The 22,395-nt window shown below is 72.6% G+C and carries 19 protein-coding genes; 7 read left to right on the top strand and 12 right to left on the bottom strand.

The features are described from left to right. Nucleotides 1-57: 57 nt before the first annotated feature. Entirely contained in the window at nt 58-1,038 is a 981-nt protein-coding gene (locus tag ACSBPG_RS29510) for a L,D-transpeptidase (protein WP_435540831.1), read from the bottom strand. Between the two features lie 144 nt (nt 1,039-1,182). On the opposite strand from ACSBPG_RS29510, the gene ACSBPG_RS29505 reads away from it, so the two are divergent. Next, complete coding sequence (locus ACSBPG_RS29505) at nt 1,183-2,976, top strand: tetratricopeptide repeat protein (protein WP_435540830.1); 1,794 nt, start codon at nt 1,183-1,185, stop codon at nt 2,974-2,976. A 58-nt stretch (nt 2,977-3,034) separates the two neighbouring features. On the opposite strand, the gene ACSBPG_RS29500 is transcribed toward ACSBPG_RS29505, so the two are convergent. Next, nucleotides 3,035-4,309, bottom strand: a complete 1,275-nt coding sequence (locus ACSBPG_RS29500; protein WP_435540829.1) for an ABC transporter substrate-binding protein — start codon at nt 4,307-4,309, stop codon at nt 3,035-3,037. A gap of 201 nt (nt 4,310-4,510) precedes the next feature. Here ACSBPG_RS29500 and ACSBPG_RS29495 point away from each other — a divergent pair, with 201 nt between their 5' ends. After that, nucleotides 4,511-5,692, top strand: coding sequence for a PQQ-dependent sugar dehydrogenase (locus tag ACSBPG_RS29495; protein WP_435540828.1), 1,182 nt, complete (start codon nt 4,511-4,513; stop codon nt 5,690-5,692). 27 nt (nt 5,693-5,719) lie between these two features. Here ACSBPG_RS29495 and ACSBPG_RS29490 read toward each other — a convergent pair whose 3' ends face one another. The 7 genes from ACSBPG_RS29490 to ACSBPG_RS29460 form a co-directional block, all read right to left on the bottom strand. Beyond that, nucleotides 5,720-7,021: a TrkH family potassium uptake protein gene (locus ACSBPG_RS29490; RefSeq protein ID WP_435540827.1), complete on the bottom strand. Its 1,302-nt coding sequence runs from the start codon at nt 7,019-7,021 to the stop codon at nt 5,720-5,722. Between the two features lie 35 nt (nt 7,022-7,056). Then, a complete protein-coding gene (locus ACSBPG_RS29485; protein ID WP_435540826.1) occupies nt 7,057-7,719 on the bottom strand; it encodes a potassium channel family protein in 663 nt (220 codons plus the stop codon). 107 nt (nt 7,720-7,826) lie between these two features. After that, a complete protein-coding gene (gene kdpC, locus ACSBPG_RS29480; protein ID WP_435540825.1) occupies nt 7,827-8,408 on the bottom strand; it encodes a potassium-transporting ATPase subunit KdpC in 582 nt (193 codons plus the stop codon). 13 nt (nt 8,409-8,421) lie between these two features. Then, nucleotides 8,422-10,521, bottom strand: coding sequence for a potassium-transporting ATPase subunit KdpB (kdpB, locus tag ACSBPG_RS29475; protein WP_435540824.1), 2,100 nt, complete (start codon nt 10,519-10,521; stop codon nt 8,422-8,424). Nucleotides 10,522-10,548: 27 nt separating this feature from the next. Further along, nucleotides 10,549-12,258 carry a potassium-transporting ATPase subunit KdpA gene (gene kdpA, locus ACSBPG_RS29470; RefSeq protein WP_435540823.1) on the bottom strand — a complete coding sequence of 570 codons (1,710 nt, stop codon included), beginning with the start codon at nt 12,256-12,258 and terminating at the stop codon, nt 10,549-10,551. Nucleotides 12,259-12,271: 13 nt separating this feature from the next. Next, complete coding sequence (kdpF, locus tag ACSBPG_RS29465) at nt 12,272-12,361, bottom strand: K(+)-transporting ATPase subunit F (protein ID WP_435540822.1); 90 nt, start codon at nt 12,359-12,361, stop codon at nt 12,272-12,274. A gap of 143 nt (nt 12,362-12,504) precedes the next feature. Continuing rightward, nucleotides 12,505-12,762, bottom strand: coding sequence for a hypothetical protein (locus tag ACSBPG_RS29460; RefSeq protein WP_435540821.1), 258 nt, complete (start codon nt 12,760-12,762; stop codon nt 12,505-12,507). A 287-nt stretch (nt 12,763-13,049) separates the two neighbouring features. Between ACSBPG_RS29460 and ACSBPG_RS29455 the strand changes: the two genes are divergently transcribed. The 4 genes from ACSBPG_RS29455 (at nt 13,050) to ACSBPG_RS29440 (ending at nt 18,360) form a co-directional block, all read left to right on the top strand. Then, the gene (locus tag ACSBPG_RS29455; RefSeq protein ID WP_435540820.1) at nt 13,050-15,740 is read left to right on the top strand and encodes a DUF4118 domain-containing protein; all 2,691 of its coding nucleotides are present in this window, start codon (nt 13,050-13,052) and stop codon (nt 15,738-15,740) included. Nucleotides 15,741-15,861: 121 nt separating this feature from the next. Beyond that, nucleotides 15,862-16,569, top strand: a complete 708-nt coding sequence (locus ACSBPG_RS29450) for a response regulator (protein ID WP_435540819.1) — start codon at nt 15,862-15,864, stop codon at nt 16,567-16,569. Between the two features lie 319 nt (nt 16,570-16,888). Continuing rightward, nucleotides 16,889-17,398: a sigma-70 family RNA polymerase sigma factor gene (locus ACSBPG_RS29445; RefSeq protein ID WP_435540818.1), complete on the top strand. Its 510-nt coding sequence runs from the start codon at nt 16,889-16,891 to the stop codon at nt 17,396-17,398. Continuing rightward, nucleotides 17,398-18,360 (top strand): anti-sigma factor family protein, encoded by a 963-nt coding sequence (locus ACSBPG_RS29440; RefSeq protein WP_435540817.1) that lies wholly within the window; start codon nt 17,398-17,400, stop codon nt 18,358-18,360. The genes ACSBPG_RS29445 and ACSBPG_RS29440 overlap by 1 nt, the downstream gene beginning before the upstream one ends. Before the next feature lie 83 nt (nt 18,361-18,443). Here the strand turns inward: ACSBPG_RS29440 and ACSBPG_RS29435 are convergent, their stop codons facing one another. From ACSBPG_RS29435 to ACSBPG_RS29425, 3 genes are all read right to left on the bottom strand, one after another. Further along, nucleotides 18,444-18,659 carry a hypothetical protein gene (locus ACSBPG_RS29435; RefSeq protein ID WP_435540816.1) on the bottom strand — a complete coding sequence of 72 codons (216 nt, stop codon included), beginning with the start codon at nt 18,657-18,659 and terminating at the stop codon, nt 18,444-18,446. Between the two features lie 16 nt (nt 18,660-18,675). Continuing rightward, entirely contained in the window at nt 18,676-19,158 is a 483-nt protein-coding gene (locus tag ACSBPG_RS29430; RefSeq protein ID WP_435540815.1) for a hypothetical protein, read from the bottom strand. A gap of 289 nt (nt 19,159-19,447) precedes the next feature. Then, entirely contained in the window at nt 19,448-20,734 is a 1,287-nt protein-coding gene (locus ACSBPG_RS29425) for a tetratricopeptide repeat protein (protein WP_435540814.1), read from the bottom strand. A gap of 123 nt (nt 20,735-20,857) precedes the next feature. Between ACSBPG_RS29425 and ACSBPG_RS29420 the strand changes: the two genes are divergently transcribed. Next, on the top strand, nt 20,858-22,395 hold a 1,538-nt coding region (locus ACSBPG_RS29420), incomplete at its 3' end, for a tetratricopeptide repeat protein (RefSeq protein WP_435540813.1).

The following is a 22,395-nucleotide window of genomic DNA, read 5'->3' as shown; positions in this document are numbered from 1 at the left end:
GTAGCAGTCCCGCACGGGTCAGGCAAGCGCAGAGTCGGCACCGGAGCGAGACCGCCCCTACTCCCGCCCGGCGATCCGCTCGTTCCGGCCGGCGGCGAACCGCCGTTCCAGCTCCGCCAGACGGCCGGCCAGCGCGTCGCGCAGGCAGGCGCGGGCGGCGGCGGCGACCGCCGGATCGGCCTCGCTGCCGCGGCGGATCCAGCAGGCGGCGCCGGTCCGCTCCTCGAACCGGCGGTCGTCCTGGAACTGGGCCATCGTGGCGGCCGTCCGCGCGGCGGCCGGCAGCCCCTCCAGGTGCCGGTGCGTCAGCCCGCGCAGGCGGCCGTCCAGCGCCGCCAGCTCCGGGTCGTCGCACAGCATGCGATGGAGCGGGGCCGTGACGGACGGACAGCGCGGATCGGGCAGAAGCGGCGGCGGCGCCGGACGGACCGGTGCGGCCGGAGCCGCCGGAGGAGGCGTCGCCGGCAGCCCGGCGGGGACGACGGCGGGCGGCCGATCCGGCGGCGCGTACGCCTCCTTGATCACGCGCACGGGCGTGCCGACGGGGACCGCCGCGAACAGCGCCTCGATGTCGGCCGGAAGCATGCGGAAGCAGCCGCCGCTGGCCCGCCGGCCGATCGAGTCCGGCCGGTTGGTGCCGTGGATGGCGTAGGTGCTCCATCCCAGGTCGAGGGCGTAGCGCCCCAGCGGATTGCCGGGGCCCGGCGGCACGGCGCGCGGCAGATGGGGATCGGCACGGCGCTGGTTGGCGGTGGGATGCCAGGTGGGGTTGCGCCGCTTGCGCACGACGGTGGTGTCGCCCAGCGGAACGGCCACCCCGGGCCGGCCGATGGCGACGGGAAAGGACCGCACCGCCGGATCCGCCCCCCGCAGGTACAGCCGCCGGTCGGCGAGGCTGATGACGATGGCGCGCACCGCTGCCGCGCCGCCGCCCTCCTCCGCCGCCGCCGCCGATGCCACGGGGAGCAGCAGGGTCAGCGCCGCCAGCGCGGCGGCGAACCGCCGGACTCCGGCCGCCCAGGAAATCCGCCTGTCCATGGCCCCAGGAAACGGCAATACCGCTAAGGCCGGGTTAATCGAAGCCGCCACCTGGGCGGAGAAAAGCGTTCGCCAACGCCCGCGGCGTCCCTGTAGACTGCGCGCCGGTCAAGTCACACCAGGACGTCCCGGAGAGCTGGCGCCATGGACACCATCGATCAAACCCTGGCGGTCGCCACCGAGCACCACAAGGCCGGCCGCACGGCCGAGGCCGAGCGGCTCTACCGCGACGTGCTCGACCGCTCGCCGGGCCATCCCGACGCGCTGCACCTCCTGGGCGTGCTCTCGCTGCAGGCCGGCCGGGCCGCCGAAGCGGCCGAGATGATCGCCCAGGCGATCGCCGCCGACGACCAGTCCGCCATGTTCCACGCCAACCTGGGCCACGCGCTGCACGCCCTCGGCCGCAGCCGCGAGGCGGCGGAGAGCTTCGCCCGGGCGCTCGTCCTCGTGTGCAACAGCGGCGAGAATCCCGGCAACAGCATCAACGCCCTGTCGGGGCTCGTCCTGCGCTACGACGAGGCGGCGCGGCAAGCCGCCGCCGAGGTGGTGGTCCAGGGATACGCGCTGGGCGACGTCATGCGGCGGCTGTCGCTGCCGTTCCATCTCACCGGCGACATCCGCTTCTACCGCGACCTGGTGGGCGCCGTGCTGGCCGAGCCGCAGCGCTTCACCGTGCCGTCGCTGCATTACGCCTACTGGGGCATCGTCCGCCAGCTGTTCGTCGGCGCCGCCCGCTCCGGTCCGGTCGCCGAGTTCGCGGCGGCCGACCTCCCCCGATTCTACGACCTGCTGGTCGAAGAGACGGCCCTGCGCTACGGCACGGCGGCACGGATGCGCCCGGTCGGCCCGCGTCCGGAGGTGCGGCGCATCGCGCTGGTCACCAACCAGATGCTGGGCGCCGGCCACCAGCCGACCCTGGACGCCTTCGACTACGCCCGGCGGCTGCAGGACGATTTCGGGCGCGAGGTGGTGATCGTCAACGCCAACACCATGGCGGCCACCGCGGAGAACGGCTTCATCCCCGACTTCACCTACAACGTCACGGAAGAGTACGCCGGGCTGCAGACGATCGAGGAGAACGGGGCACGGGTGCACATGGCGTCGTTCCCGCAGCGCCGCTTCGACGCCGAGAAGGTGCACGCCATCGTCGACCACATCGAGGGCTTCGATCCCGACGCCATCGTCGCCTTCGGCAGTTCCAACATCGTCGCCGACCTGTTCGCCGACACCCGCCCCGTGGTGTTCCTGCCGACCGCCGCCGGCCGGCCCACCACCCACGCCCGCCTCGTCCTCGGCTACGACGCGGACGACCGCCCCGACGGCTGGCCGGAGGATCTCGCCGCCCGCTTCCGCCCGTTCAGCTTCGGCTGGACGCTGCCGCCGTCCGGCCCGGACCCGTCGCGGCGGGCACTCGGCCTGGCCGAGGACGGGCCGCTGTTCGTCGTGGTGGGCAACCGGCTCGACCAGGACGTCGACGACGGCTTCCTCGCCCTCGTCGAGCGGCTGCTCGAGCGGCTGCCCGACGCCACGGTCGCCTTCGCCGGCGAGGCCGAGGCGCTGCCGGGGCGGCTGGCGGCGCTGCGCCACGCGCCGCGGGCCCGCAACCTCGGCCACATCGCCGACGTGCGCGCCCTCTACCGCCTGGCCACCGCCGTGCTCAACCCGCGCCGCCAGGGCGGCGGCGGCAGCGCCGCCTTCGCTCTGGCCGAGGGGGTGCCGGTGGTCACGCCGGCGGCCGGCGACGTCGCCCACATCGCCGGCCCGACGTTCACCGTTCCGGACGAAGCGGCGCTGCTCGAACGCGCCGTGGCGCTCGCCACCGACACGGCGCTGCGCGCCGCCCAGGGCGCCGCGGCGCGGGAGCGCTTCGCGGCGATCGGCGACCGCGGCCGCTCGGTGGAGCGGCTGCTCGACCTCTGCCGCGAGGCGGCGGCGTAGCGGCCAGCGAGGGGCGGCCAGCGAGGGGCGCCCGGCGGGGGCGCCCCGGCCGGCCGCGTCAGCCGCGCTTCTGCCAGCCCGGCATCGGGAAGACCGGCTCCATCTCCGCCGACTCCTTGGGCAGGACGACGGTCGGACGGGAATCCCGGTTCTGCACGCAGGCCGAGGCGAGGTTGACGTTCTGGCCCTTGGCGTCGAAGGTGATCGCCGGCCCGACCATCATCTTGTCCTTGAGGTTGGTGGTGCGCAGCGCCTCCAGCATCGCCTCGGAGTCCGCCGAACCGGCGCGCTTGAAGGCGTCGGCGGCCACCAGGATCGCCTCGAGCGTGAAGGCGACGTTGAAGGCGTAGCCCTCGAAGCGGTCGCCGGGAAACGCCTTCTCGAAGGCGGCCCGCGCCCGCCGGGTGACCTCGGCCTTGGGGTCGTACCAGGGCAGGTTGGTCATGGCGTAGTCGGCGTACTTGCCCAGCACCTTGTACGTCTGCTCGTCGTAGAGGCCGGGCGAGCCGGGGGAGATGATGCCCATCGGCTGCCAGCGCTGCTTGACCATCTCCTTGATCATCATGATCGCGTCGTTGGCGCGCGTGGTGACGACCGCGAGATCCGCCCCCGTCGCCTTGGCCTTGGTCACCTCGATCGCCAGATCCTGGGCCTTGGGGTCGTAGGAGATGCTGTCGACGATGGCGAACGGCATGTCGAGCTTGGGGAACAGGGTGTCCAGCGCCGCCTTGTTGGCCATGCCGAAGGTGTCGTTGGCGTGCAGGAAGACGGCGGACTTCGGCGTCGCCCCGGTGACCTGGAACAGCTCCTTCATGAGCGACAGGCCGTTCGACACCAGCATGGTGCTGGTGGGGAAGTTGCGGAAGACGGTGCGGTAGCCCTGCTCGGTCAGCTTGTCGGCAGCGGCGATGTTGATCACCAGCGGCACGCCGCGCTGCTCGCAGACCTGGGCCGCCGCCGCGGTCTGGCCACTGTCGAAGGCGCCGACGATGACGCGGGCGCCGTCGTCGATCAGCTTCTCCGTGCGGGCGCGGGCGACGTCGACGTTGGACTCCGTGTCCGCCGACAGGATCTCCACGGCGTAGCCCATGTCGCCCAGCACCGCCGGGGCGATGTCGGCGCCGCGCTGGCAGGCCTGGCCGGGCTGCGCCAGGTGGCCGGAACGCGGCAGCAGCACGCCGACCTTCAGCGCGCCGCCCTGGGCGAAGGCCGGCGCCCTGCCGAAGGCGGCGAGCGCGCCCAGCGCCGCGGCGCTCCGGCCGAAACGGCGGCGCGTCAGACCGGACAGCGGCAGGACGGAGGACGGATCCTTGCGCGAAAGATCGCTGGGCATGGCGGACGTTTCCCTGAGGTGTGTTCTCGGTTCGCCGAACTGTCGCCGAAGCGGGCGGCGAAGCAAAGGGGAATCCGGCGGGCCGGCGCCGCCCCGCCGGACGGCGTCGGCGACGGCGCGCCGCGCGGGCGGTGATCTCTTCGCCGGGAGCCTGTTGGGTGGGCATCGCCCCCTGCCCTTCCCGCACGGAGGACACGACCGATGCGCTCCCGCTCCGCCACGTCCGCCGCGGCCCTGGCCGCGGCACTCGCCCTTCCCGCCGCCCTTCCCGCGGCGGCGCAGGACAAGCCGAAGCTGCCGGGCGGCGCCGGCAGCGTCGAAACCCAGGCCGGCCCGGTGCAGGTCGAGGTGGTCACCGGCGGGCTGGAACGCCCCTGGGGCATCGCCTTCCTGCCCGACGGCCGCGCCCTGGTGACCGAGAAGCCGGGCCGCCTGCGCGTCCTGCAGCGCGACGGCACCCTGTCGCAGCCGCTGCAGGGCACGCCGGAGGTCTTCGCCCGGGGCCAGGGCGGGCTGATGGACGTCGCGGTCGACCCCGACTTCGACGGCAACCGCACCATCTATCTCTCCTTCGCCGAGCCGGGCGACGGCGGCAAGGCCGGCACGGCGCTCGGCCGCGGCATGCTGGCCGACGGCCGCATCGAGGACTTCCAGGTCATCTTCCGCCAGCAGCCGAAGATCGACGGCCCGAACCACTTCGGCAACCGCATCGTCTTCTCGCCCGACGGCCACCTCTTCCTGACGCTCGGCGAGCGCTTCCAGTTCGACCCGGCGCAGGATCCCTCCAACACGCTGGGCACCGTGGTGCGCCTCAACCGCGACGGCTCGATCCCGCCGGACAACCCGTTCGTCGGCGACGCCGCGGCCGACGACGCGATCTGGTCCTACGGCCACCGCAACATCGAATCGGCGGCGGTCGACCCGCGGACCGGCACCCTGTGGGTGGCCGAGATGGGGCCGCTCGGCGGCGACGAGCTGAACCGGCCGCAGGCGGGCAAGAACTACGGCTGGCCGGCGGTGAGCTGGGGCCGCCATTACGACGGCCGCGACATCCCCGACCCGCCGACCCGGCCCGAGTTCGCCGACGCCGCGCTCCACTGGACTCCGGTGATCTCGCCGTCGGGCATGGCGTTCTACACCGGCGACCTGTTCCCCGCCTGGCGGGGCAGCGCGCTGATCGGCGGGCTCAGCAGCGCCGCCCTGGTGCGCGTCGCCTTCGACGGCGACACGCCGCGCGAGGCCGAGCGCGTGCCGCTGGGCGAGCGCATCCGCGACGTGGCGCAGGGGCCGGACGGCGCGCTGTACGTCGTCACCGACGCCGCCGACGGCGCGGTCTGGCGGATCACGCCCATGGACGCCGGCAATCAGGCGTCCGGCGGCTGACGGGCCGCGCCGTCCCGGAGGGCGCCGTCAGCCGATGAACAGGCGCCCTTCGGGGTGGCGTATCCGCGTCGGCACCGGTGCGGCGAGCAGGAAGGCCAGCGCCAGGGGGCCGATGCGGCCGATGAACATGAGGACGCCGACCACCAGATAGCCCGCCCCGTCGAGACCGGCGGTGGCTCCCCGCGACAGGCCGACTGTGGCGAAGGCGGAGGCCGCCTCGAACGCGAGGTCGAGGAACGGCGCGTCGTGGGTGAGCGTCAGGAGGAAGGTTCCCAGCATCACCACCAGCAGGCTGATGGCGGTGATGGCCAGCACCTTGAGCACCTCCTGGGCGCCGATGCGCCGGCCGAAGGCGTGCGCGTCGGGCCGGCGCTTGAGGAAGGCGACGGTGGCGACCAGCAGGACGATGAAGGTGGTCACCTTGATTCCCCCGGCGGTGGAGGTGCTGCCGCCGCCGATCAGCATCAGCGAGATGACCATCAGCGAGGTGCTGTCCCGCAGCGCGGCGATATCGATGGTGTTGAACCCCGCCGTGCGGGTCGTCACCGCCTGGAACCACGCGGCCTGGAGCCGGTCCGCCGGCGAGTCCAGCCCGCCGAGCGTCCCCGGATTGCTCCATTCCAGCAGCAGGATGCCGAGGAAGGAGCCGGCGAGCAGCACCGCCGTGCCGCTCAGCATCAGCTTGGTGTGCAGGGAGAAGAAGCGCCAGCGGCGCTGCGACCACAGCTCCAGCAGCACGGTGAAGCCGAGGCCGCCGGCGATGATCAGCACGGTGACCGCGGCGTTGACCAGCGGATCGCCGACCCAGCGGCCGAGGTTGCCGGGCCACAGCGCGAAGCCGGCGTTGTTGAAGGCCGACACCGCGTGGAAGAGCGCCGCGAAGAGACCGTCGCCCCAGCCGAGGTCCGGCACCCAGCGCACGGCGAGCACGGCGGCCCCGGCCAGCTCGAAGCCGGCGACGACGCCGACGACGACCCGCACCAGGCGGCCGAGGTCGCCGAACGACGTCTGGTTCAGGTCCTCGCGCAGGATGATCCGGTGCCGCAGCTCGAACGGCAGGCCGAGCAGCAGCATGACCAGCGTGGCGAAGGTCATCAGGCCGAGCCCGCCGAGCTGGATCAGCAGCAGGATGACGGTCTCGCCGAAGCGGGTGAAGTGGCTGCCGACGTCCACGACCCCGAGGCCGGTCACCGTGACCGCCGAGGTGGCGGTGAAGGCGGCGTCGGCCCAGGACAGCGGTCCCCGGACCGCGACGGGCAGCTTCAGCAGCAGGGTCCCGGCGACGATCAGGCCGGCGTAGAGGACCGCCAGCACCGCCGGCGGCGACATCCGGACGGCCGCCGGGCGGCGGCGGCGCCGCGGCCTCACAGCGACTTCCCGAGCCGGCGCAATTCCTCCTGCCGGCCCATCAGCAGCATGCGGTCGCCGCCCTTGAGGACGAGTTCGTCGTCGCCGGGAAGGAAGGTGACGCCGCGCATGACGCCGAGGAAGCGGACGTCGGAGCCGCCGCCCAGGCCGAGATCGCCGACGTTGCGGCCGTCGAGCGTGTCGTCGACCGCCACCTTGACCACGAAGAAGTCGCCGGCCATGCGGATGTAGTCGAGGACGTAGGGCGTGTTGAGCGACTGCGCGACCTGCAGGCCGATCTCGCGCTCCGGCTCGATGACGCGGTCGGCGCCGAGCTTCACCAGGATGCGGGCGTGGGTCTGGCTGAGCGCCTTCACCCACACCGTCTTCACCCCCATGGTCTTCAGCGCCATGGTGCAGAGGATGCTCGACTCCAGGTCCTCGCCGATGGCGACCACGGCGACGTCGCAGTCGGCCAGCCCGGCGTCGGCGAGCGCCCGCTCGTCGCGGGCGTCGGCGATGACGGCGTGGGACAGCCGGTCGGCGACGGCGCCGACCCGCTGCTCCGAGCGGTCGACGCCGAGGACCTGCTTGCCCAACCGCTCCAGTTCGACGGCGATGGTGCTGCCGAAGGTGCCGAGGCCGATGACGGCGAAGGTGCGGGGTCTGGGCTGCGGCATGGCGACACCGTGCGACGGGAAAGCGTGGGAAGGGTACGGTCCGCCAACAGCCTATCCGGCTCGAGCGTTGCCGTCTGCCCCCCCCCGTGCTTCCCCCCGCGCCGGTGTCAGCCGCGCTTCGCAAGGCGCTCGTCGAGCGCCAGGTTGAGCAGCAGCACGTTGACCCGCGGCTCGCCGAACAGGCCGAGCGCACGGCCCTCGGTGAACGCCTCGATCAGGGCGCGCACCCGCGCGACCGGCACGTTGCGCGCCGCGGCGACGCGTTCCGCCTGGAAGGCGGCGCCCGCGGGCGAGATGTGCGGGTCGAGCCCGCTGCCGGACGCGGTGGCGAGGTCGGCCGGGACCGGGCTGGTCTGGCCGGGATTGGCGGCGCGCAGATCCTCGACCCGTGCGGCGACGGCATCGACCAGCGCCTTGTTGGTCGGTCCCAGGTTGGTGGCCCCGCTGCTGGCGGCGTCGTAGCCGGCGCCGGCCGCCGAGGGGCGGGGATGGAAATAGGCGGGACCGGTGAAGGGCTGACCGATCAGGGCCGAGCCGACGATCCGGCCGTCCTTCTCGATCAGGCTGCCGCCGGCCCGCTGCGGGAAGACGGCCTGGGCGATGCCGGTGACCGCCAGGGGATAGACGAGGCCGGTCAGCACGGTCATGACGACCATGAGGACGAAGGCGGGACGAAGCGCGTTCAGCATGGGCGGGCACTCCTCAGGCGAGGCCGAGCGCGGTGACGGCGAGGTCGATGGCCTTGATCCCGACGAAGGGGACCACGAGACCGCCGAGGCCGTAGACCAGCAGATTGCGGCGCAGCAGGCTGGCCGCGTCGGCCGGCCGGTAGGCGACGCCACGCAAGGCCAGCGGGATCAGGGCGACGATCACCAGCGCGTTGAAGATGATGGCGGACAGGATGGCGCTCTGCGGGCTGTCCAGCCCCATGACGTTGAGCGCCTGGAGCTGGGGATAGGCGGTGATGAACAGGGCCGGGATGATGGCGAAGTACTTCGCCACGTCGTTGGCGATGGAGAAGGTGGTCAGGGCGCCGCGGCTCATCAGCAGCTGCTTGCCGATCATCACGATCTCGATCAGCTTGGTCGGGTCGCTCTCCAGGTCGACCATGTTGCCGGCCTCGCGCGCCGCCTGGGTGCCGGTGTTCATCGCCACGCCGACGTCGGCCTGGGCCAGGGCGGGAGCGTCGTTGGAGCCGTCGCCGCACATCGCCACCAGCCGGCCCTCGCCCTGGTACTGGCGGATCAGCTCCAGCTTCCTCTCCGGCGTCGCCTCGGCGAGGAAATCGTCGACGCCCGCCTCGGCGGCGATGGCGGCGGCGGTCAGCGGGTTGTCGCCGGTGATCATCACCGTGCGGATGCCCATGGCGCGCAGCATCTGGAAGCGCTCGCGGATGCCCGGCTTGATGATGTCCTTCAGGTGGACGACGCCGAGCGGCCGGCCGTCGCGCGCCACCACCAGCGGCGTGCCGCCGGCCTTGGCCACCCGCTCGACCGCCTGGGTCAGATCGCGCGTGACCGCCCGCTGCCCAACCAGCGCCACGACCGTGTCGGGCGCTCCCTTGCGGATCCGGGTCTCGACCTCCGCCGTCGGATTCCCGTCGCCCTGGAGCGCCGCGGCCGCCCCGGCCGCGCCGGCGACGTCGACGCCGCTCATGCGGGTCTGGGCGGTGAAGGGGATGAAGGTCAGGCCGGAACGGTCGAGCGCCGCGGGGTCGAGGCCGAAGCGCTGCTGGGCCAGCGCGACGATGGACTTGCCTTCCGGCGTGTCGTCGGCCAGCGAGGACAGGAAGGCGGCCTCGGCGAGGTCGCGCTCGGCGACGGCGGCGACCGGGATGAACTCGGCCGCCTGCCGGTTGCCCAGCGTGATGGTGCCGGTCTTGTCGAGCAGCAGGACGTCGACGTCGCCGGCCGCCTCCACGGCGCGGCCGGATTTGGCGATGACGTTGAAACGGACCAGCCGGTCCATGCCGGCGATGCCGATGGCCGACAGCAGGCCGCCGATGGTGGTGGGGATCAGCGTCACCAGCAGCGCCACCAGGAACACCACCGGGATCGCCGCACCGGAATAGTCGGCGAAGGCGGGCAAGGTCATCACCACCAGGAGGAAGATGATGGACATGCCGGCCAGCAGGATGTTCAGGGCGATCTCGTTGGGCGTCTTCTGGCGCTTGGCCCCTTCGACCAGCGAGATCATGCGGTCGAGGAAGCTCTCCCCGGGGTTGGCGGTGATCCGCACGACGATGCGGTCGGACACCACGCGGGTGCCGCCGGTGACGGCGGAGCGGTCGCCGCCGGACTCGCGGATGACCGGCGCCGATTCGCCGGTGATGGCGCTCTCGTCCACCGTGGCGATGCCGGCGATCACGTCGCCGTCGCCGGGGACGACGTCGCCCGCCTCGGCGACCACCAGGTCGCCGGCGCGCAGCGACGCCGCGGGGACGGTCTGGAAGGCCTCGGCGGTCTCGGCGGCGATCTTCTTGGCCATGGTCTCGGTCTTGGTCCGGCGCAGGCTGGCCGCCTGCGCCTTGCCGCGCCCTTCGGCGATGGCCTCGGCGAAGTTGGCGAACAGCACCGTGAACCACAGCCAGGCGGCGATCTGCCCGACCACCGCGAGGTTCTCGCCGCCGCCGGCGAGAGCGCGCAGGAACAGCACGGTGGACAGGAGCGCCACCACGGCGGTGACGAAGATGACGGGATTCTTCACCAGGTCCCGCGGATCGAGCTTGCGGACGGCGACGCCGACCGCCTGGCCGGCGATCCGGGCGTCGAACAGGGAGATCTCCGACGTGCGATGGATCATGTTGGGTGTCCTTGGGGCTGCGGGCGCTCAGAACAGCAGGCCGGTGCCGAGCATCAGGTGCTCGACCACCGGGCCGAGCGCCAGCGCCGGGAAGAAGGTCAGGCCGCCGACGATCAGCACGACGCCCGCCAGCAGCCCGACGAACAGGCCGCCGTGCGTCGGGAACGTGCCGGCCGAGGCCGGGATGATCTTCTTGGCGGCCAGGGCGCCGGCGATGGCCAGCACCGGCAGGATCACCAGGAAGCGGCCGAGCAGCATGGCAAGCGCGATGGTCGTGTTGTGGTAGAGGCTGTTGGCGCCGAATCCGGCGAACGCCGATCCGTTGTTGCCGGTGCCGGAACTGTAGGTGTAGAGCACCTCGCTCAGGCCGTGCGGTCCCGGGTCCTGGATGCCGGCGAGACCGGCGGGGAGGACCATGGTGAGCGCCGAGAAGCCGAGGATGCCGAGCGGGACCGTCAGCACGGCGACCATCGCCAGCTTGATCTCCCTCGCCTCGATCTTCTTGCCCAGGTATTCCGGCGTGCGCCCGACCATCAGGCCGGCGATGAAGACGGCCAGCACCACGAAGATCAGCATGCCGTAGAGGCCGGCGCCGACGCCGCCATAGACGACCTCGCCCAGCATCATGTTGACCAGCGGCACCATGCCGCCCAGCGCAGTGTAGCTGTCGTGCATGGAGTTGACCGAGCCGTTCGAGGCGGCCGTCGTCGCCACCGCCCACAGCACCGAGTTGACGACGCCGAAGCGGACCTCCTTCCCCTCCATGTTGCCGCCCGACGGATCGAGGCCGGCGGCGATCATCGCCGGGTTGCCCTGCAGCTCGGCCCAGTAGGCGACGCCGAGCCCGGCGAGGAACAGCACCCCCATGGCGGCGAAGATGGCCCAGCCCTGGCGCCGGTCGCCCACCATGCGGCCGAACGTCGAGGTCAGGCCGGCGGCGAGCAGCAGCAGGAAGACCATTTCCACCAGGTTCGACAGCGGGGTGGGGTTCTCGTAGGGGTGGGCCGAATTGATCGAGAAGAAGCCGCCGCCGTTGGAGCCGATCTGCTTGATGGCGACCTGCGACGCGACGGGACCTTGCGCGATGACCTGCTGGCCGCCTTCCACGGTGGTGGCGACGGCGTAGGCGTCGAGGTTCTGCGGCATGCCCTGGCTGACCAGGAACAGCGCCGTGACGACGCTGACGGGCAGCAGCACGTAGAGGGTGGCGCGGGTCACGTCGACGTAGAAGTTGCCGACGGTGCGCGCCGAGCGGCGCGCGAAGCCGCGAATCAGGGCGATCAGCACGGCGATGCCGGTGGCGGCGGAGACGAAGTTCTGCACCGTCAGCCCGGCCATCTGGCTGAGGTAACTCAGCGTGCTCTCGCCGCCGTAGGCCTGCCAGTTAGTGTTGGTCATGAAGCTGACCGCCGTGTTGAAGGCGAGGTCCGGGGCCACCGGCCCCATGCCGGCCGGGTTCAGCGGCAGCCAGGCCTGCAGGCGCAGCAGCGCGTACAGCAGGAGGAAGCCGAGGAGGTTGAAGGCGAGCAGGGCGAGCGCGTAGGCCGTCCAGTGCTGTTCGCGGTCGGCCTGGATGCCGCAGACGCGGTAGACGCCGCGCTCGACGGGACCCAGCGCGCGGTCGAGCCACACCCGCTCGCCCGTGAAGACGCGCGCCATGTAGCCGCCGACGACCGGGGTCAGGGCGATCAGCAGGCCGCAGAAGACGATGATCTGAAGGATGTCCGCAGCGTTCATGGGAGCGCCTCCGTCAGAACCGCTCGGGACGGAACAGGGCGTAGCCGAGGTAGCCGAGCAGGGCCGCCGCGACCAGTCCGCCCAGGACGAGGTCGAAGGTCATGGCGCGACCCTCCTCAAAGACGGTCGAACGCGCGCACGAGAAGCGCGTTCGAGCCGAAGAAGGCGAGCACGATCGCCAGGAAAAGAATGTCGAACATCTCGAACTCCGGATCGCATCGGGGAGTGGTCGCAGCCGCGGCCGTATCAGGCCGGGCCGTCCTGCGGGTCCGTGACGGGGGGCGTGTAGAGGATGCCCTGGCGGCGCAGGTAGGCGGCCAGCAGGGTCTGCTGCTCCCGCCAGGGGAGCCCGCCGCCGTAGGCGGCCAGCATGGCCTCGCGCGCCACCACGAGGGCGCACGCCCGCTCGATCTCACCGAGGTCGTCGAACCGCCGCAGCCGGGCGGCCGGCGTCGCCGCCCGTCCCGCGTCTCTCCGGGCATCCCGCCCGAACAGCCTCGCCATCGCCAATCCTCCGGCACGGAAAACCCTTGCGCAGGAGGGCATCGTTTCATGAAGACGCGTGAAGGCTCGATACGGAAGGCCGTAAATTCCTCGTAGCGGCGTATAAAGAATCCATAAACGCCCGAAATCGGTGGAACTGGACAAATCGTCGCCGCCCCTCGACATCGCGGATATTGAAAACGGCCAGGTTTTCATAAAGGATGGCGGCGCACACGGCGGCCGGAGACAAGGGCCTTCCGGTCACGTTCCGTTGCGACGCCCTGCCACCCCACGGCCGACCGACCATCATGTCCGACGACGAATCCCGCCCCTCCGCCGACGCGCTGCTCGAAGAGGCCGTCCACGAGCACCGGGGCAAGCTCAAGATCTTCCTCGGCGCGGCGCCGGGGGTCGGCAAGACCTACGCCATGCTGGAGGAGGCGCAGAGGCGCCGGCAGGAAGGCGGCGACGTCGTCGTCGGCGTCGTGGAGACGCACGGGCGCGCGGAAACCGAGGCCCTTCTGGAAGGGCTGGAGATCCTGCCGCGACGCACGGTCGAGTACCGCGACCGTTCCTTCCGGGAAATGGACCTGGACGCGATCCTGGCGCGCCGGCCGCGGCTGGTGCTGGTGGACGAGCTGGCCCACACCAACATCCCCGGCAGCCGCCACGTCAAGCGCTGGCAGGACGTCGAGGAGATCCTCGACGCCGGCGTCGACGTCTACTCCACCCTCAACGTCCAGCATCTGGAAAGCCTGAACGACGTCGTCGAACGGATCGCCGGCGTCAAGGTGCGCGAGACCCTGCCCGACGGCGTCCTGCAGAAGGCGGACGAGATCGAGCTGATCGACCTGCCGCCCCAGGAGCTGCTGAAGCGGCTCTCGGAAGGCAAGGTCTACGTGCCGGAGCAGGCGCAGCGCGCCGCCGACCATTTCTTCTCCGCCGGCAACCTGACGGCGCTGCGCGAGATGGCCCTGCGCCAGGCGGCGGAGCGGGTCGACGCGCAGATGCTGCGCTATCGCCGCACCCACGCCGTCTCCCGTCCCTGGCCGACGCGCGACCGCATCCTGGTGTGCCTGGACAACGGGCCGACGGCCATGCGCCTGGTGCGCACCGCCAAGCGCGCGGCCGAGCGCCGCGGCGCGCCCTGGGTCGCCCTGTACGTCGAGACCCACCGGCACGCGGCGTTGCCGGAGGCCGACAAGGACGCGATTTCCGAGGCCCTGCGGCTGGCCGCGCAGCTCGGCGGCGAAAGCGTCGTCGTCCAGGGGGAGAACGTGGCGCAGGAGGTCCTGGCCTGCGCGCGGGCGCGCAACGTCAGCCAGATCGTGGTGGGCCGCCCCCATCCGCGCCGCTGGTTCGGCGGCCTGCGCCCCTCCGTGACCCGCGACCTGCTGGCGCGCAGCGGCGACTTCGACATCCTCGTGGTGTCCGCCGAGGAGGAACGTCCCGGCCGGTCCGCCGGCCGGGACGCCGCGCCGGCCGGACCGGACTGGGCCGGCTACGCCGCGGCGACCGCCATGGTGGGGCTGGCGACCACGGTCGCCTTCCCGATCTACTGGTATCTTCCGCTGCCCAACGTGTCGCTGGCCTACCTGCTGGCGGTGCTGCTGGTGGCCGTGCGGTTCGGCCTCGGGCCGTCGCTCTACGCCTCGCTGCTCAGCTTCCTGCCCTACAACTACCTGTTCACCGCGCCCCGCTTCACCTTCGCCGTGTCCGACACGCAGAACGCGCTGACCATGCTGTTCTTCGTGATCGTCGCGGTGATCGCCAGCAACCTCGCGGCACGGGTGCGCGCCCAGGTCGAGGCCACCAAGACGAGCGCGCGGCGCACCGCCAACCTGTACGACTTCAACCGGCGCGTCGCCGCGGCCGTCGGGCTGGACGACGTGCTGTGGGCGGTGGTCCACCACGTCGCCTCGACGGTGGGCGGCCGCTCGCTGGTGCTGATGCCGGCCGACGGTCTGCTGGAGGTGCGCGCCGGCTACCCGCCCGAGGACCGTCTGGACGACAAGGCGATGGCGGCCGCCCAATGGGCCTGGGACCACGGCAAGCCGGCCGGCCGCGGCTCCACCACCCTGCCGGCCGCCGACTGGCTGTTCCTGCCGCTGCGCACCGCCCGCGGATCGGTCGGCATCCTGGGCGTGCAGATCGGCGACGGCCAGCAGCTCCTGTCGCCCGAGCAGGGGCGCCTCCTCGACACGCTGACCGACCAGGCGGCCCTCGCCGTCGAGCGCACCACCCTGGTGTCCGACATCGAGGCGGCGCGCCTCGCCACCGAGACGGAACGCCTGCGCTCGGCGCTCCTATCCTCCCTGTCCCACGACCTGCGCACGCCGCTGGTGTCGATCCTCGGCGCGGCCTCCAGCCTCGGCGACTACGACCGTTCCCTGAAACCCGAGGAGCGCCTGGATCTCGTCCAGACGATCCAGGAGGAGGCGGAACGGCTGAACCGCTTCGTCCAGAACCTGCTCGACATGACGCGCATCGGTTCCGGGGCGCTGAAGCCGCGCACCGACTGGGTGGACCTGCAGGACGTCGTCGGCTCCGCCCTCGAACGGGCGCGGTCGATGCTGCGCCGCCGCCGCGTGCGGCTCGACCTCGAGGAGGGGCTGCCGCTGCTCCGCCTCGATCCCGTGCTGATGGAACAGGTCTTCTTCAACCTCGTCGACAACGCGTGCAAATATTCGCCGGACGGCACCCCGGTCACGGTGTGGGCGCGGCGGCGGGGCGACAAGGTGGTCGTGGAGGTGTGCGACCTCGGGCCCGGCATCCCCGAGCGCGACCGCGAGCGGGTGTTCGACATGTTCTACCGCGTCGAGGCCGGCGACCGGCAGGCGGCCGGCACCGGGCTGGGCCTGGCGATCTGCCGCGGCATCGTCGAGGCGCACGGCGGCCACATCCGGGCCGAGCCCGGCATCAACGAGGCGGGAACCTGCGTCATCGTCACCCTGCCGGTCACCGCCCCGCCGCCCCTGCCGGCGGCGGCCGAGGAGTGATAGCATCGAGCGGAACGGCTGACCCATCTCTTGCCCCCACCCTCCCCTGCGCAGCGGGGAAGGGTCGGGGTGGGGCATCCGTGTGTCAGGGTTTCGGCTCGGCGGTATGAAGAGGGACGGCATGACGCCGAACCACACGCGTGGCGCAACGATCCTGGTCGTCGACGACGAGCCGCAGATCCGCAAGTTCCTGCGGATCAGCCTGACGGCCAACGGCTACACCGTGGTCGAGGCGGACGGTGGCCGGGCCGGGATCGACGCCTGCGCCCGCGACCGGCCGGACCTGGTGATCCTCGACCTCGGCCTGCCGGACCTCGACGGCCAGGACGTCATCAGCGCGCTGCGCAAGGCCAGCCCCGTGCCGATCATCGTGCTGTCGGTGCGCGCCGAGGAATACGACAAGGTGGAGGCGCTGGACCGCGGGGCCGACGACTACGTGGTCAAGCCCTTCGGCATCGGCGAGCTGATGGCGCGGGTGCGGGCGGCGCTGCGCCAGCACCCGCCCGAGGGGGACGCCGCCCGCGTCGTCCGGGCGGCGGGCGTCGCCATCGACTTCGACCGGCGGATCGTCGAGCGCGACGGCCGGGAGGTCCATCTGTCGCGCAAGGAGTTGGACCTGCTGTTCGCGCTCGCCCGCCGCCCCGATCACGTGCAGACCCACGGCGAGCTGCTGCGCGCCGTCTGGGGCCCGGCCCACGTCGACGACACCGCGTACCTGCGCGTCTACGTCAAGCAGCTCCGCCAGAAGCTGGAGGCGGAGCCGGAGCGGCCGCGGCTCATCCTGACCGAGCCGGGCGTCGGCTACCGGTTCCGGTCGGGCGAGGGCTGACGCCGCCGCGACGAGGTACCCCACTCCCGCCACCCCGTTCGGACAGGCCGGGAACCTTTCCGGCGGCCCCGGCCTTTCCACAGGCATGCCGAGGCAATTTCGGGGCTGCCGACCGGTCCCGCCACGATTCCGCCGAAATTTTGCTGCACGGGCAATGGGTCTGGAATAAACGTGAATGACGCGCGTTCGTCCAGATGGCACCGGTTCCCCGGCCGACGACCTGGCCGACCACCGACCTGGAACGAGCGCCGCGTCTTCCTACCTCAGGGTGGGCCGTCTCCCGCGGGAGACCGGCCGCCTGAACCGATCGGGTGCGCGGTTGAGCAAATTCGGGGTCGAGCTGGAAGTCCACATCGCGTCGCTGCGCCGCTACGCACGCGCGCTGCTGCGCAACCGCACGGACGCCGAGGACCTGGTGCAGGAGGCGTTGACCCGCGCGGTGTCGCGGGCGGACACCTTCAAGGCGGGGACGAACCTGCGGGCATGGCTCTTCACCATCCTGCACAACGTCCACGTCAATCAGGTCCGATCCCGCGCCACGCGGCCGGACGAGGTGCCGGTGGAGGCCGTGGAGTCCCGCCTGGTCACCCCGGCCCGGCAGGAGGAGCGGATCGAGGTGCGCGACATGATGCGCGCCCTCGACGAGCTGCCAGACGAGCAGCGGCAGGTGCTGTTGCTGGTGGCGCTGGAGGGCCTGAAGTACGAGGAGGTCGCCGCCACGCTCGGCGTCCCGATCGGCACTGTGATGTCGCGCCTGTCCCGGGCGCGGGACGCGGTTCGGGCGAAGCTGGCCAACGACGGTTCGGTGGCCCTGCGAAGGGTGAAGTGATGAATGCGCATCGGGTGATGGACGAAGAACTGCACGCCTACGTCGACGGCTGCCTCGACGGCGACCGCCGCCTGGCGGTGGAACGCTGGCTGGCCGAAGACGCCGAGGCGGCGCGCCGGGTCGAGGACTACCGCGCCCAGGCCGCCCTGCTGCACGAGATCTTCGATCCCGTTCTGCGCGAGGCGCCGACCGACGCGGCGCACGAGCTGACGCTGCAGCTCAAGGGTCGCCTTGCCGGCAACGACAACGTTCCGCCGTGGCACGCCCGCCCGCTGGTGCGGGTCGCGGCGGCGGTCATGCTGGTGGTCGCCGGCGCCTCCGGCGGCTATCTCGGCCGCAGCGCGGTGGCCCCCGCCCCGGTCACCGTGGCGCAGCCGGTGGCCAAGCGGGCCACCTTGCAGACCTTCGCCGAGGAGGCGGCGCAGGCCCACCGCTTCTACACCGCCGACGAGCGCTTCCAGGTCGAGATGGGGGCGGAGGATCAGGGCGCCCTCAACAGCTGGCTGTCGCATCGCGTCGGCCGCTCGGTCTTCGGCCCCGATCTGTCGAAGGTCGGCTACCGCCTGATCGGCGGGCGCTCCCTGCCCACCGACACGGGCGCGGGCGCCCAGTACATGTACATCAACGACCAGAGCAAGCGGATCACCCTGTTCGTCGGCCAGCCGCCGGCGGGACAGGAGGCGTCGTTCAGCTTCGCCCAGAACGGCGACGTCGCCACCTTCTACTGGGTCGAGGGCGGTCTCGCCTACGCCCTGATCGGCCGCCTCTCCAAGGACGAGCTGCTGGGCATCACCAAGGCCGTCTACGAGGACGTCAAGGCCGGGCCCAAGCCGGCGCAGCCGGCCGAGCAGCCACCGCAGCAGCCGATGGCACCGCAGCCCGCCGAGCAGCCGCAGATGCAGCGCCAGGAGCAGAACCCGGTGCAGCCCATCAGCGACACCCAGAAGTCGAAGGAAAGCTGATCCGCCCGCCGGGGGGCGTCGCCCCCCGATGCCGGCCGTACCCCGGACGGGCACGCCCCGCTGAGCGAGCCGCTGAGCGAGCGCTAAACGAGAATATCGAGGGCTTGGCCGCGCGTGCCGGTGGCCGTGGCGTTGCCGCTGCCGGTGCTGCCGGTGCCGCCGAGCAGGGAGGTCACCACCTCCTGCTGCTGCTGGGCCGTCTGGGCCAGTGCGCTCACGCCGAACGCCATCCGCCCCAGTCCCTGCTGCAAGGTCAAGGCCGCGCCGAGAGCGCTGGTGCCGGCGGGATCGATGGGCATGGGCGGTTCCGTCGGTTCAGATCACCAGATTGATCGGGGGCGTCGTTCCGCCGCCCGCCGCGGCACGCGCTGCCGCCGGGGCCGGGGCCGGGGCCGTGCCCGGAGCGGCCGCTTTCCCGGCACCATCGCTGGGTGCCGTGCCGCCATCGGCCGGCGCCGACGCGGACGTCCCGGGCGTCGTGCCCCGCGTCGGGACGACGGAGCCCGTGCCGCCGACCACCAGCTCCAGCTTGGGCTGGTTCTCCTTCCTCTCCTTCCTCTGCGCTTCCTCGTACTGCTTGAGGGCCACCTCGGAGGGGATCTGCGACACGGTCTCGCCGGTCGCCGGATCACGGTACAGAAGAACGAGCTTGGAGGCGTCGGCGTTGAAGGAGAAGGCGACGACCGGGTAGCGGCCGAGCACCGGCTCCTCCTCGAAGGCGGGGATGCCGCCGGTCGCCGCGGACGGGCCGCCGGCCCGCTCCATCACGCGCCCGTCGTCCGGCTGGCCGGCGGACACGGTTCCGCGAGCCGCGAGGTAGGCTGCCCCGGAGGAGGCAGCGTAGGCAGCGCTTGCCACATACATGTCCGCATGTCCGGTCTAGAGGGCAGTCTAAATTAGATTACATCGAACTTACGAAACCGTAAAGGGTTTGTTCATGATTGTCCCGTGCACGACGATTCATCGGGCGCACGGAGTCGAGCCGATAAGACGCCGGTTCGAGGACTGGAACGCATCTTGCCCGGGAAAGGTTCATCCGTTGCGGAAAGGATGGATTCTTGCCCAACGGTTGGGCAGGACCTCGCCCCTATTGGCTGGCCCCAGGGCGGCGGGCGGTGACGACGAGCCCGTCCACCGGGCGCCCGCTCTCCTGGCGCAGGACCGCCGCTTCGATCCGGACCGGCGCCAAGCCGGCGCCGGTCAGGGCGCCGCGCACGTGGCCTTCGCCGTGGGCGTAGCGGCCGTGCGGATTCAGCCGGTGGTCGGCGCCGTCGGCCGATCGCTCCACCGTGAAGGCCAGCAGCCCGCGCGGCCGCAGGGCGCGGGCCGCCTCCGCCAGAATCCCGTCGAGAGGGCCGAAGTAGCACAGCACGTCGGCGGCGACGATCAGGTCGAAGGCGGCCGGCGATGCCGCCAGGAAGGCGCCCAGTTCGGCCTCGTCCAGGGTGTCGTAGAGACCGCGCTCCCGGGCCCGGTCGAGCATGGCCGGCGACAGATCGACGCCGACCAGACGGCGGGCCAGCGGCCGCAGGAACGGCCCGCACAGCCCGGTGCCGCAGCCGGCGTCCAGCACGTCCAACGCGGCCACGGCGGTCGCCGCCCCGGCCTTGATGTCGGCCCCGATGTCGGCGGCCACGGCGGCGGCCAGCAGCGCCGGGGCGCGGTAGTCCAGCCCGGCGAGGGTCCGCTCGAAATCCTTGGCGAAGCCGTCGAACAGCAGACGGACGTAGCCGTCGGCGGCGCGCGCCTCGTCGCCGATCCCGGCCATGGCGGCGGCGGCATGGCGGGCCAGCGGCTGCTCGGGATGGTCGCGCAGCCACAGCGCGGCGAGGCGGGCCGCCACCGCGGTGGCGCCCGCCTCGTGCAGGAGGTAGAGGGCGCTGCCCAGATTGTCGTGCGCCATCACCAGGTCCGGCCGGCAGGCCGCGGCACGGCGGTAGACGGCGGCGGCGGCCTCGGGGTCGGACTCGCGCAGCAGGTTGCCGAGGTTGTTGTGGGCCTCGGCGTAGTCCGGCGCCAGGGCCAGCGCCCGCCGCAGGCTGCGCGCCGCGGCGGTGCGCCGGCCGGCGCGGTTCAGGGTCGAGCCGATGTTGTAGTGGACGGCGGGGTGATCGCGGCCGAGCCGCAGCACCCGCCGGTAGGCCGCGACCGCGGCGGCGTGGTGCCCCTGCGCGTCGAGGACGCTGCCGAGGTTGTTGTAGGCTTCGGCATGGCCGGGGTCGGCCGCCAGCAGGCGGCGGTAGGCCGCCACCGCATCGTCCAGGCGCCCCTCGCCGGCGAGCCCCGACGCCCGGGCGAACAGCCGGGCGAGCCGGTCGGCGTGGGCGCTCCGGCGGAGCGCGGAGGCGCGCTGGGGTGAAGGCCGGTCGGTCACGGCGGAACCTTGGGTCGTGGGGAATCAGCCCCCCGTTGTACCGGGACTTGCGCCGAATGGCACGGCCATGTTGCCATGGCGGCCGGCGGGGGACGGGCAGCACGGCGGGACGCGACGGGCACCATGGGCAAGGAACCGAGACAGGGCCGGCCAGCCGGGACACCGGACCTCCCGGCCGGGCACGCGGCCGCCCGCCTCGCCGAGGCGGTCGCCCACCACCAGGCCGGCCGGCTGGCCGAGGCCGAGGCCGGCTATCGCGCCGTCCTGGAGGCGCAGCCGCGCCACGCCGACGCGCTGCACCTGCTCGGCGTGCTCGCCATCCAGGTGGGCCAGCCCGAGGTCGCCGTCGCCCTGATCGGCCGCGCCGTCGACGCCGCCGCCGACGTCGCCGACTACCACGACAATCTGGGGTCCGCCCTGGCCGCCACCGGTCGCCACGCCGAGGCCGCCGAGGCGCATCGCCGCGCCCTGCGGCTGCGCCCCGATTCGGCGCCGGCCCGCTTCAACCTCGCCAACGCCCTGCAGGCCGGCGGCCACCCCGCCGCTGCCGCGCGCAGCTTGCGGACGGCGCTCGGCCTGCGGCCGGACTACGCCAAGGCGTGGTTCAACCTCGGCAACGCCCTGCGCGAGACGGGCAACGTCGCCGGCGCCGTCGACGCGTTCGCCCGCGCCGCCGCGGCGCAGCCGGCCATGGCGGAAGCGCACAACAACCTCGGCGACGCGCTGGCCGCCATCGGCCGGCTCGACGAGGCGGTGGCGCGGCACCGGGCCGTCGTCCATCTCCGGCCGGAGGACGCCAACGCCTGGTACAACCTGGGCTCCGCCCTGCAGCAGAAGGCCGCCTACGAGGAGGCCGAGATCGCCTACCGCCAGGCGCTGCGGCGCGCGCCCGGCCACGTCGGCGCCCTCAACAACCTGGGCAGCGTGCTGAAGCGGCTGGGCCGGCCGAACCAGGCGGAAGCCTGCCACCGCATGGCGCTGGAGCGGCGGCCCGACTTCGTCGAGGCCCTCTACAACCTCGGCAACGCGCTGCAGGCCCAGGGGAAGGTCGCCGAAGCGGTGGCCTGCTACGAGCAGGCGCTGGAGCGCAAGCCGGACCTCGCGACCGCGTCCTACAACCTGGCGCTGCTGGCGCTGCTTCACGGCGACCTCGCGCGCGGCTGGTACGGCTACGACCGCCGGTTCGCGGCGCGCGAGGCGCGTCCCGACCGCCGCATCGCCGCTCCCCTCTGGCGCGGCGAGCCGCTGGCCGGCCGCCGTCTGCTGGTCTGGCGCGAGCAGGGGGTGGGCGACGAGATGCTGTTCGCCTCCTGCTACGGCGACCTGATCGACGGCGCCGGCGGCCGGCTGACCATCGAGGCCGACCGGCGCCTGGTGTCGCTGTTCGCCCGCTCCTTTCCGGATGCGGCCGTGCGCGCCGAAAGCTGCGACGCGGCCGGGGGCGAACGCGTCGCTCCCCCCGACGCCGAGGTGCAGGTCCCGGCGGGGTCCCTGGCGCGGCACCTGCGCCCGGAGCTGGGGCGGTTTCCATCGCGTGCCGGCTGGCTCGTGGCGGAGCCGGAGCGGGCGGCGGCGTGGCGGCGCCGGGTGGACGCGCTGGGGCCGGGGCTGAAGGTGGGGATCGGCTGGCGCAGCGGGCTGATGACGCAGGAGCGCAAGGG

The sequence above is a fragment of the Azospirillum sp. ST 5-10 genome (genome assembly GCF_051225715.1).
Classification (GTDB): Bacteria; Pseudomonadota; Alphaproteobacteria; order Azospirillales; family Azospirillaceae; genus Azospirillum.
This window is presented reverse-complemented; position numbering and strand designations above follow the sequence as displayed.

Coding starts and splice junctions, on each gene's coding strand:
- ACSBPG_RS29510 (WP_435540831.1), bottom strand. CDS start 1,038: ATGGACAGGCGGATTTCCTGGGCGGCCGGAGTCCGGCGGTTCGCCGCC.
- ACSBPG_RS29505 (WP_435540830.1), top strand. CDS start 1,183: ATGGACACCATCGATCAAACCCTGGCGGTCGCCACCGAGCACCACAAG.
- ACSBPG_RS29500 (WP_435540829.1), bottom strand. CDS start 4,309: ATGCCCAGCGATCTTTCGCGCAAGGATCCGTCCTCCGTCCTGCCGCTG.
- ACSBPG_RS29495 (WP_435540828.1), top strand. CDS start 4,511: ATGCGCTCCCGCTCCGCCACGTCCGCCGCGGCCCTGGCCGCGGCACTC.
- ACSBPG_RS29490 (WP_435540827.1), bottom strand. CDS start 7,021: ATGTCGCCGCCGGCGGTGCTGGCGGTCCTCTACGCCGGCCTGATCGTC.
- ACSBPG_RS29485 (WP_435540826.1), bottom strand. CDS start 7,719: ATGCCGCAGCCCAGACCCCGCACCTTCGCCGTCATCGGCCTCGGCACC.
- kdpC (WP_435540825.1), bottom strand. CDS start 8,408: ATGCTGAACGCGCTTCGTCCCGCCTTCGTCCTCATGGTCGTCATGACC.
- kdpB (WP_435540824.1), bottom strand. CDS start 10,521: ATGATCCATCGCACGTCGGAGATCTCCCTGTTCGACGCCCGGATCGCC.
- kdpA (WP_435540823.1), bottom strand. CDS start 12,258: ATGAACGCTGCGGACATCCTTCAGATCATCGTCTTCTGCGGCCTGCTG.
- kdpF (WP_435540822.1), bottom strand. CDS start 12,361: ATGACCTTCGACCTCGTCCTGGGCGGACTGGTCGCGGCGGCCCTGCTC.
- ACSBPG_RS29460 (WP_435540821.1), bottom strand. CDS start 12,762: ATGGCGAGGCTGTTCGGGCGGGATGCCCGGAGAGACGCGGGACGGGCG.
- ACSBPG_RS29455 (WP_435540820.1), top strand. CDS start 13,050: ATGTCCGACGACGAATCCCGCCCCTCCGCCGACGCGCTGCTCGAAGAG.
- ACSBPG_RS29450 (WP_435540819.1), top strand. CDS start 15,862: ATGACGCCGAACCACACGCGTGGCGCAACGATCCTGGTCGTCGACGAC.
- ACSBPG_RS29440 (WP_435540817.1), top strand. CDS start 17,398: ATGAATGCGCATCGGGTGATGGACGAAGAACTGCACGCCTACGTCGAC.
- ACSBPG_RS29435 (WP_435540816.1), bottom strand. CDS start 18,659: ATGCCCATCGATCCCGCCGGCACCAGCGCTCTCGGCGCGGCCTTGACC.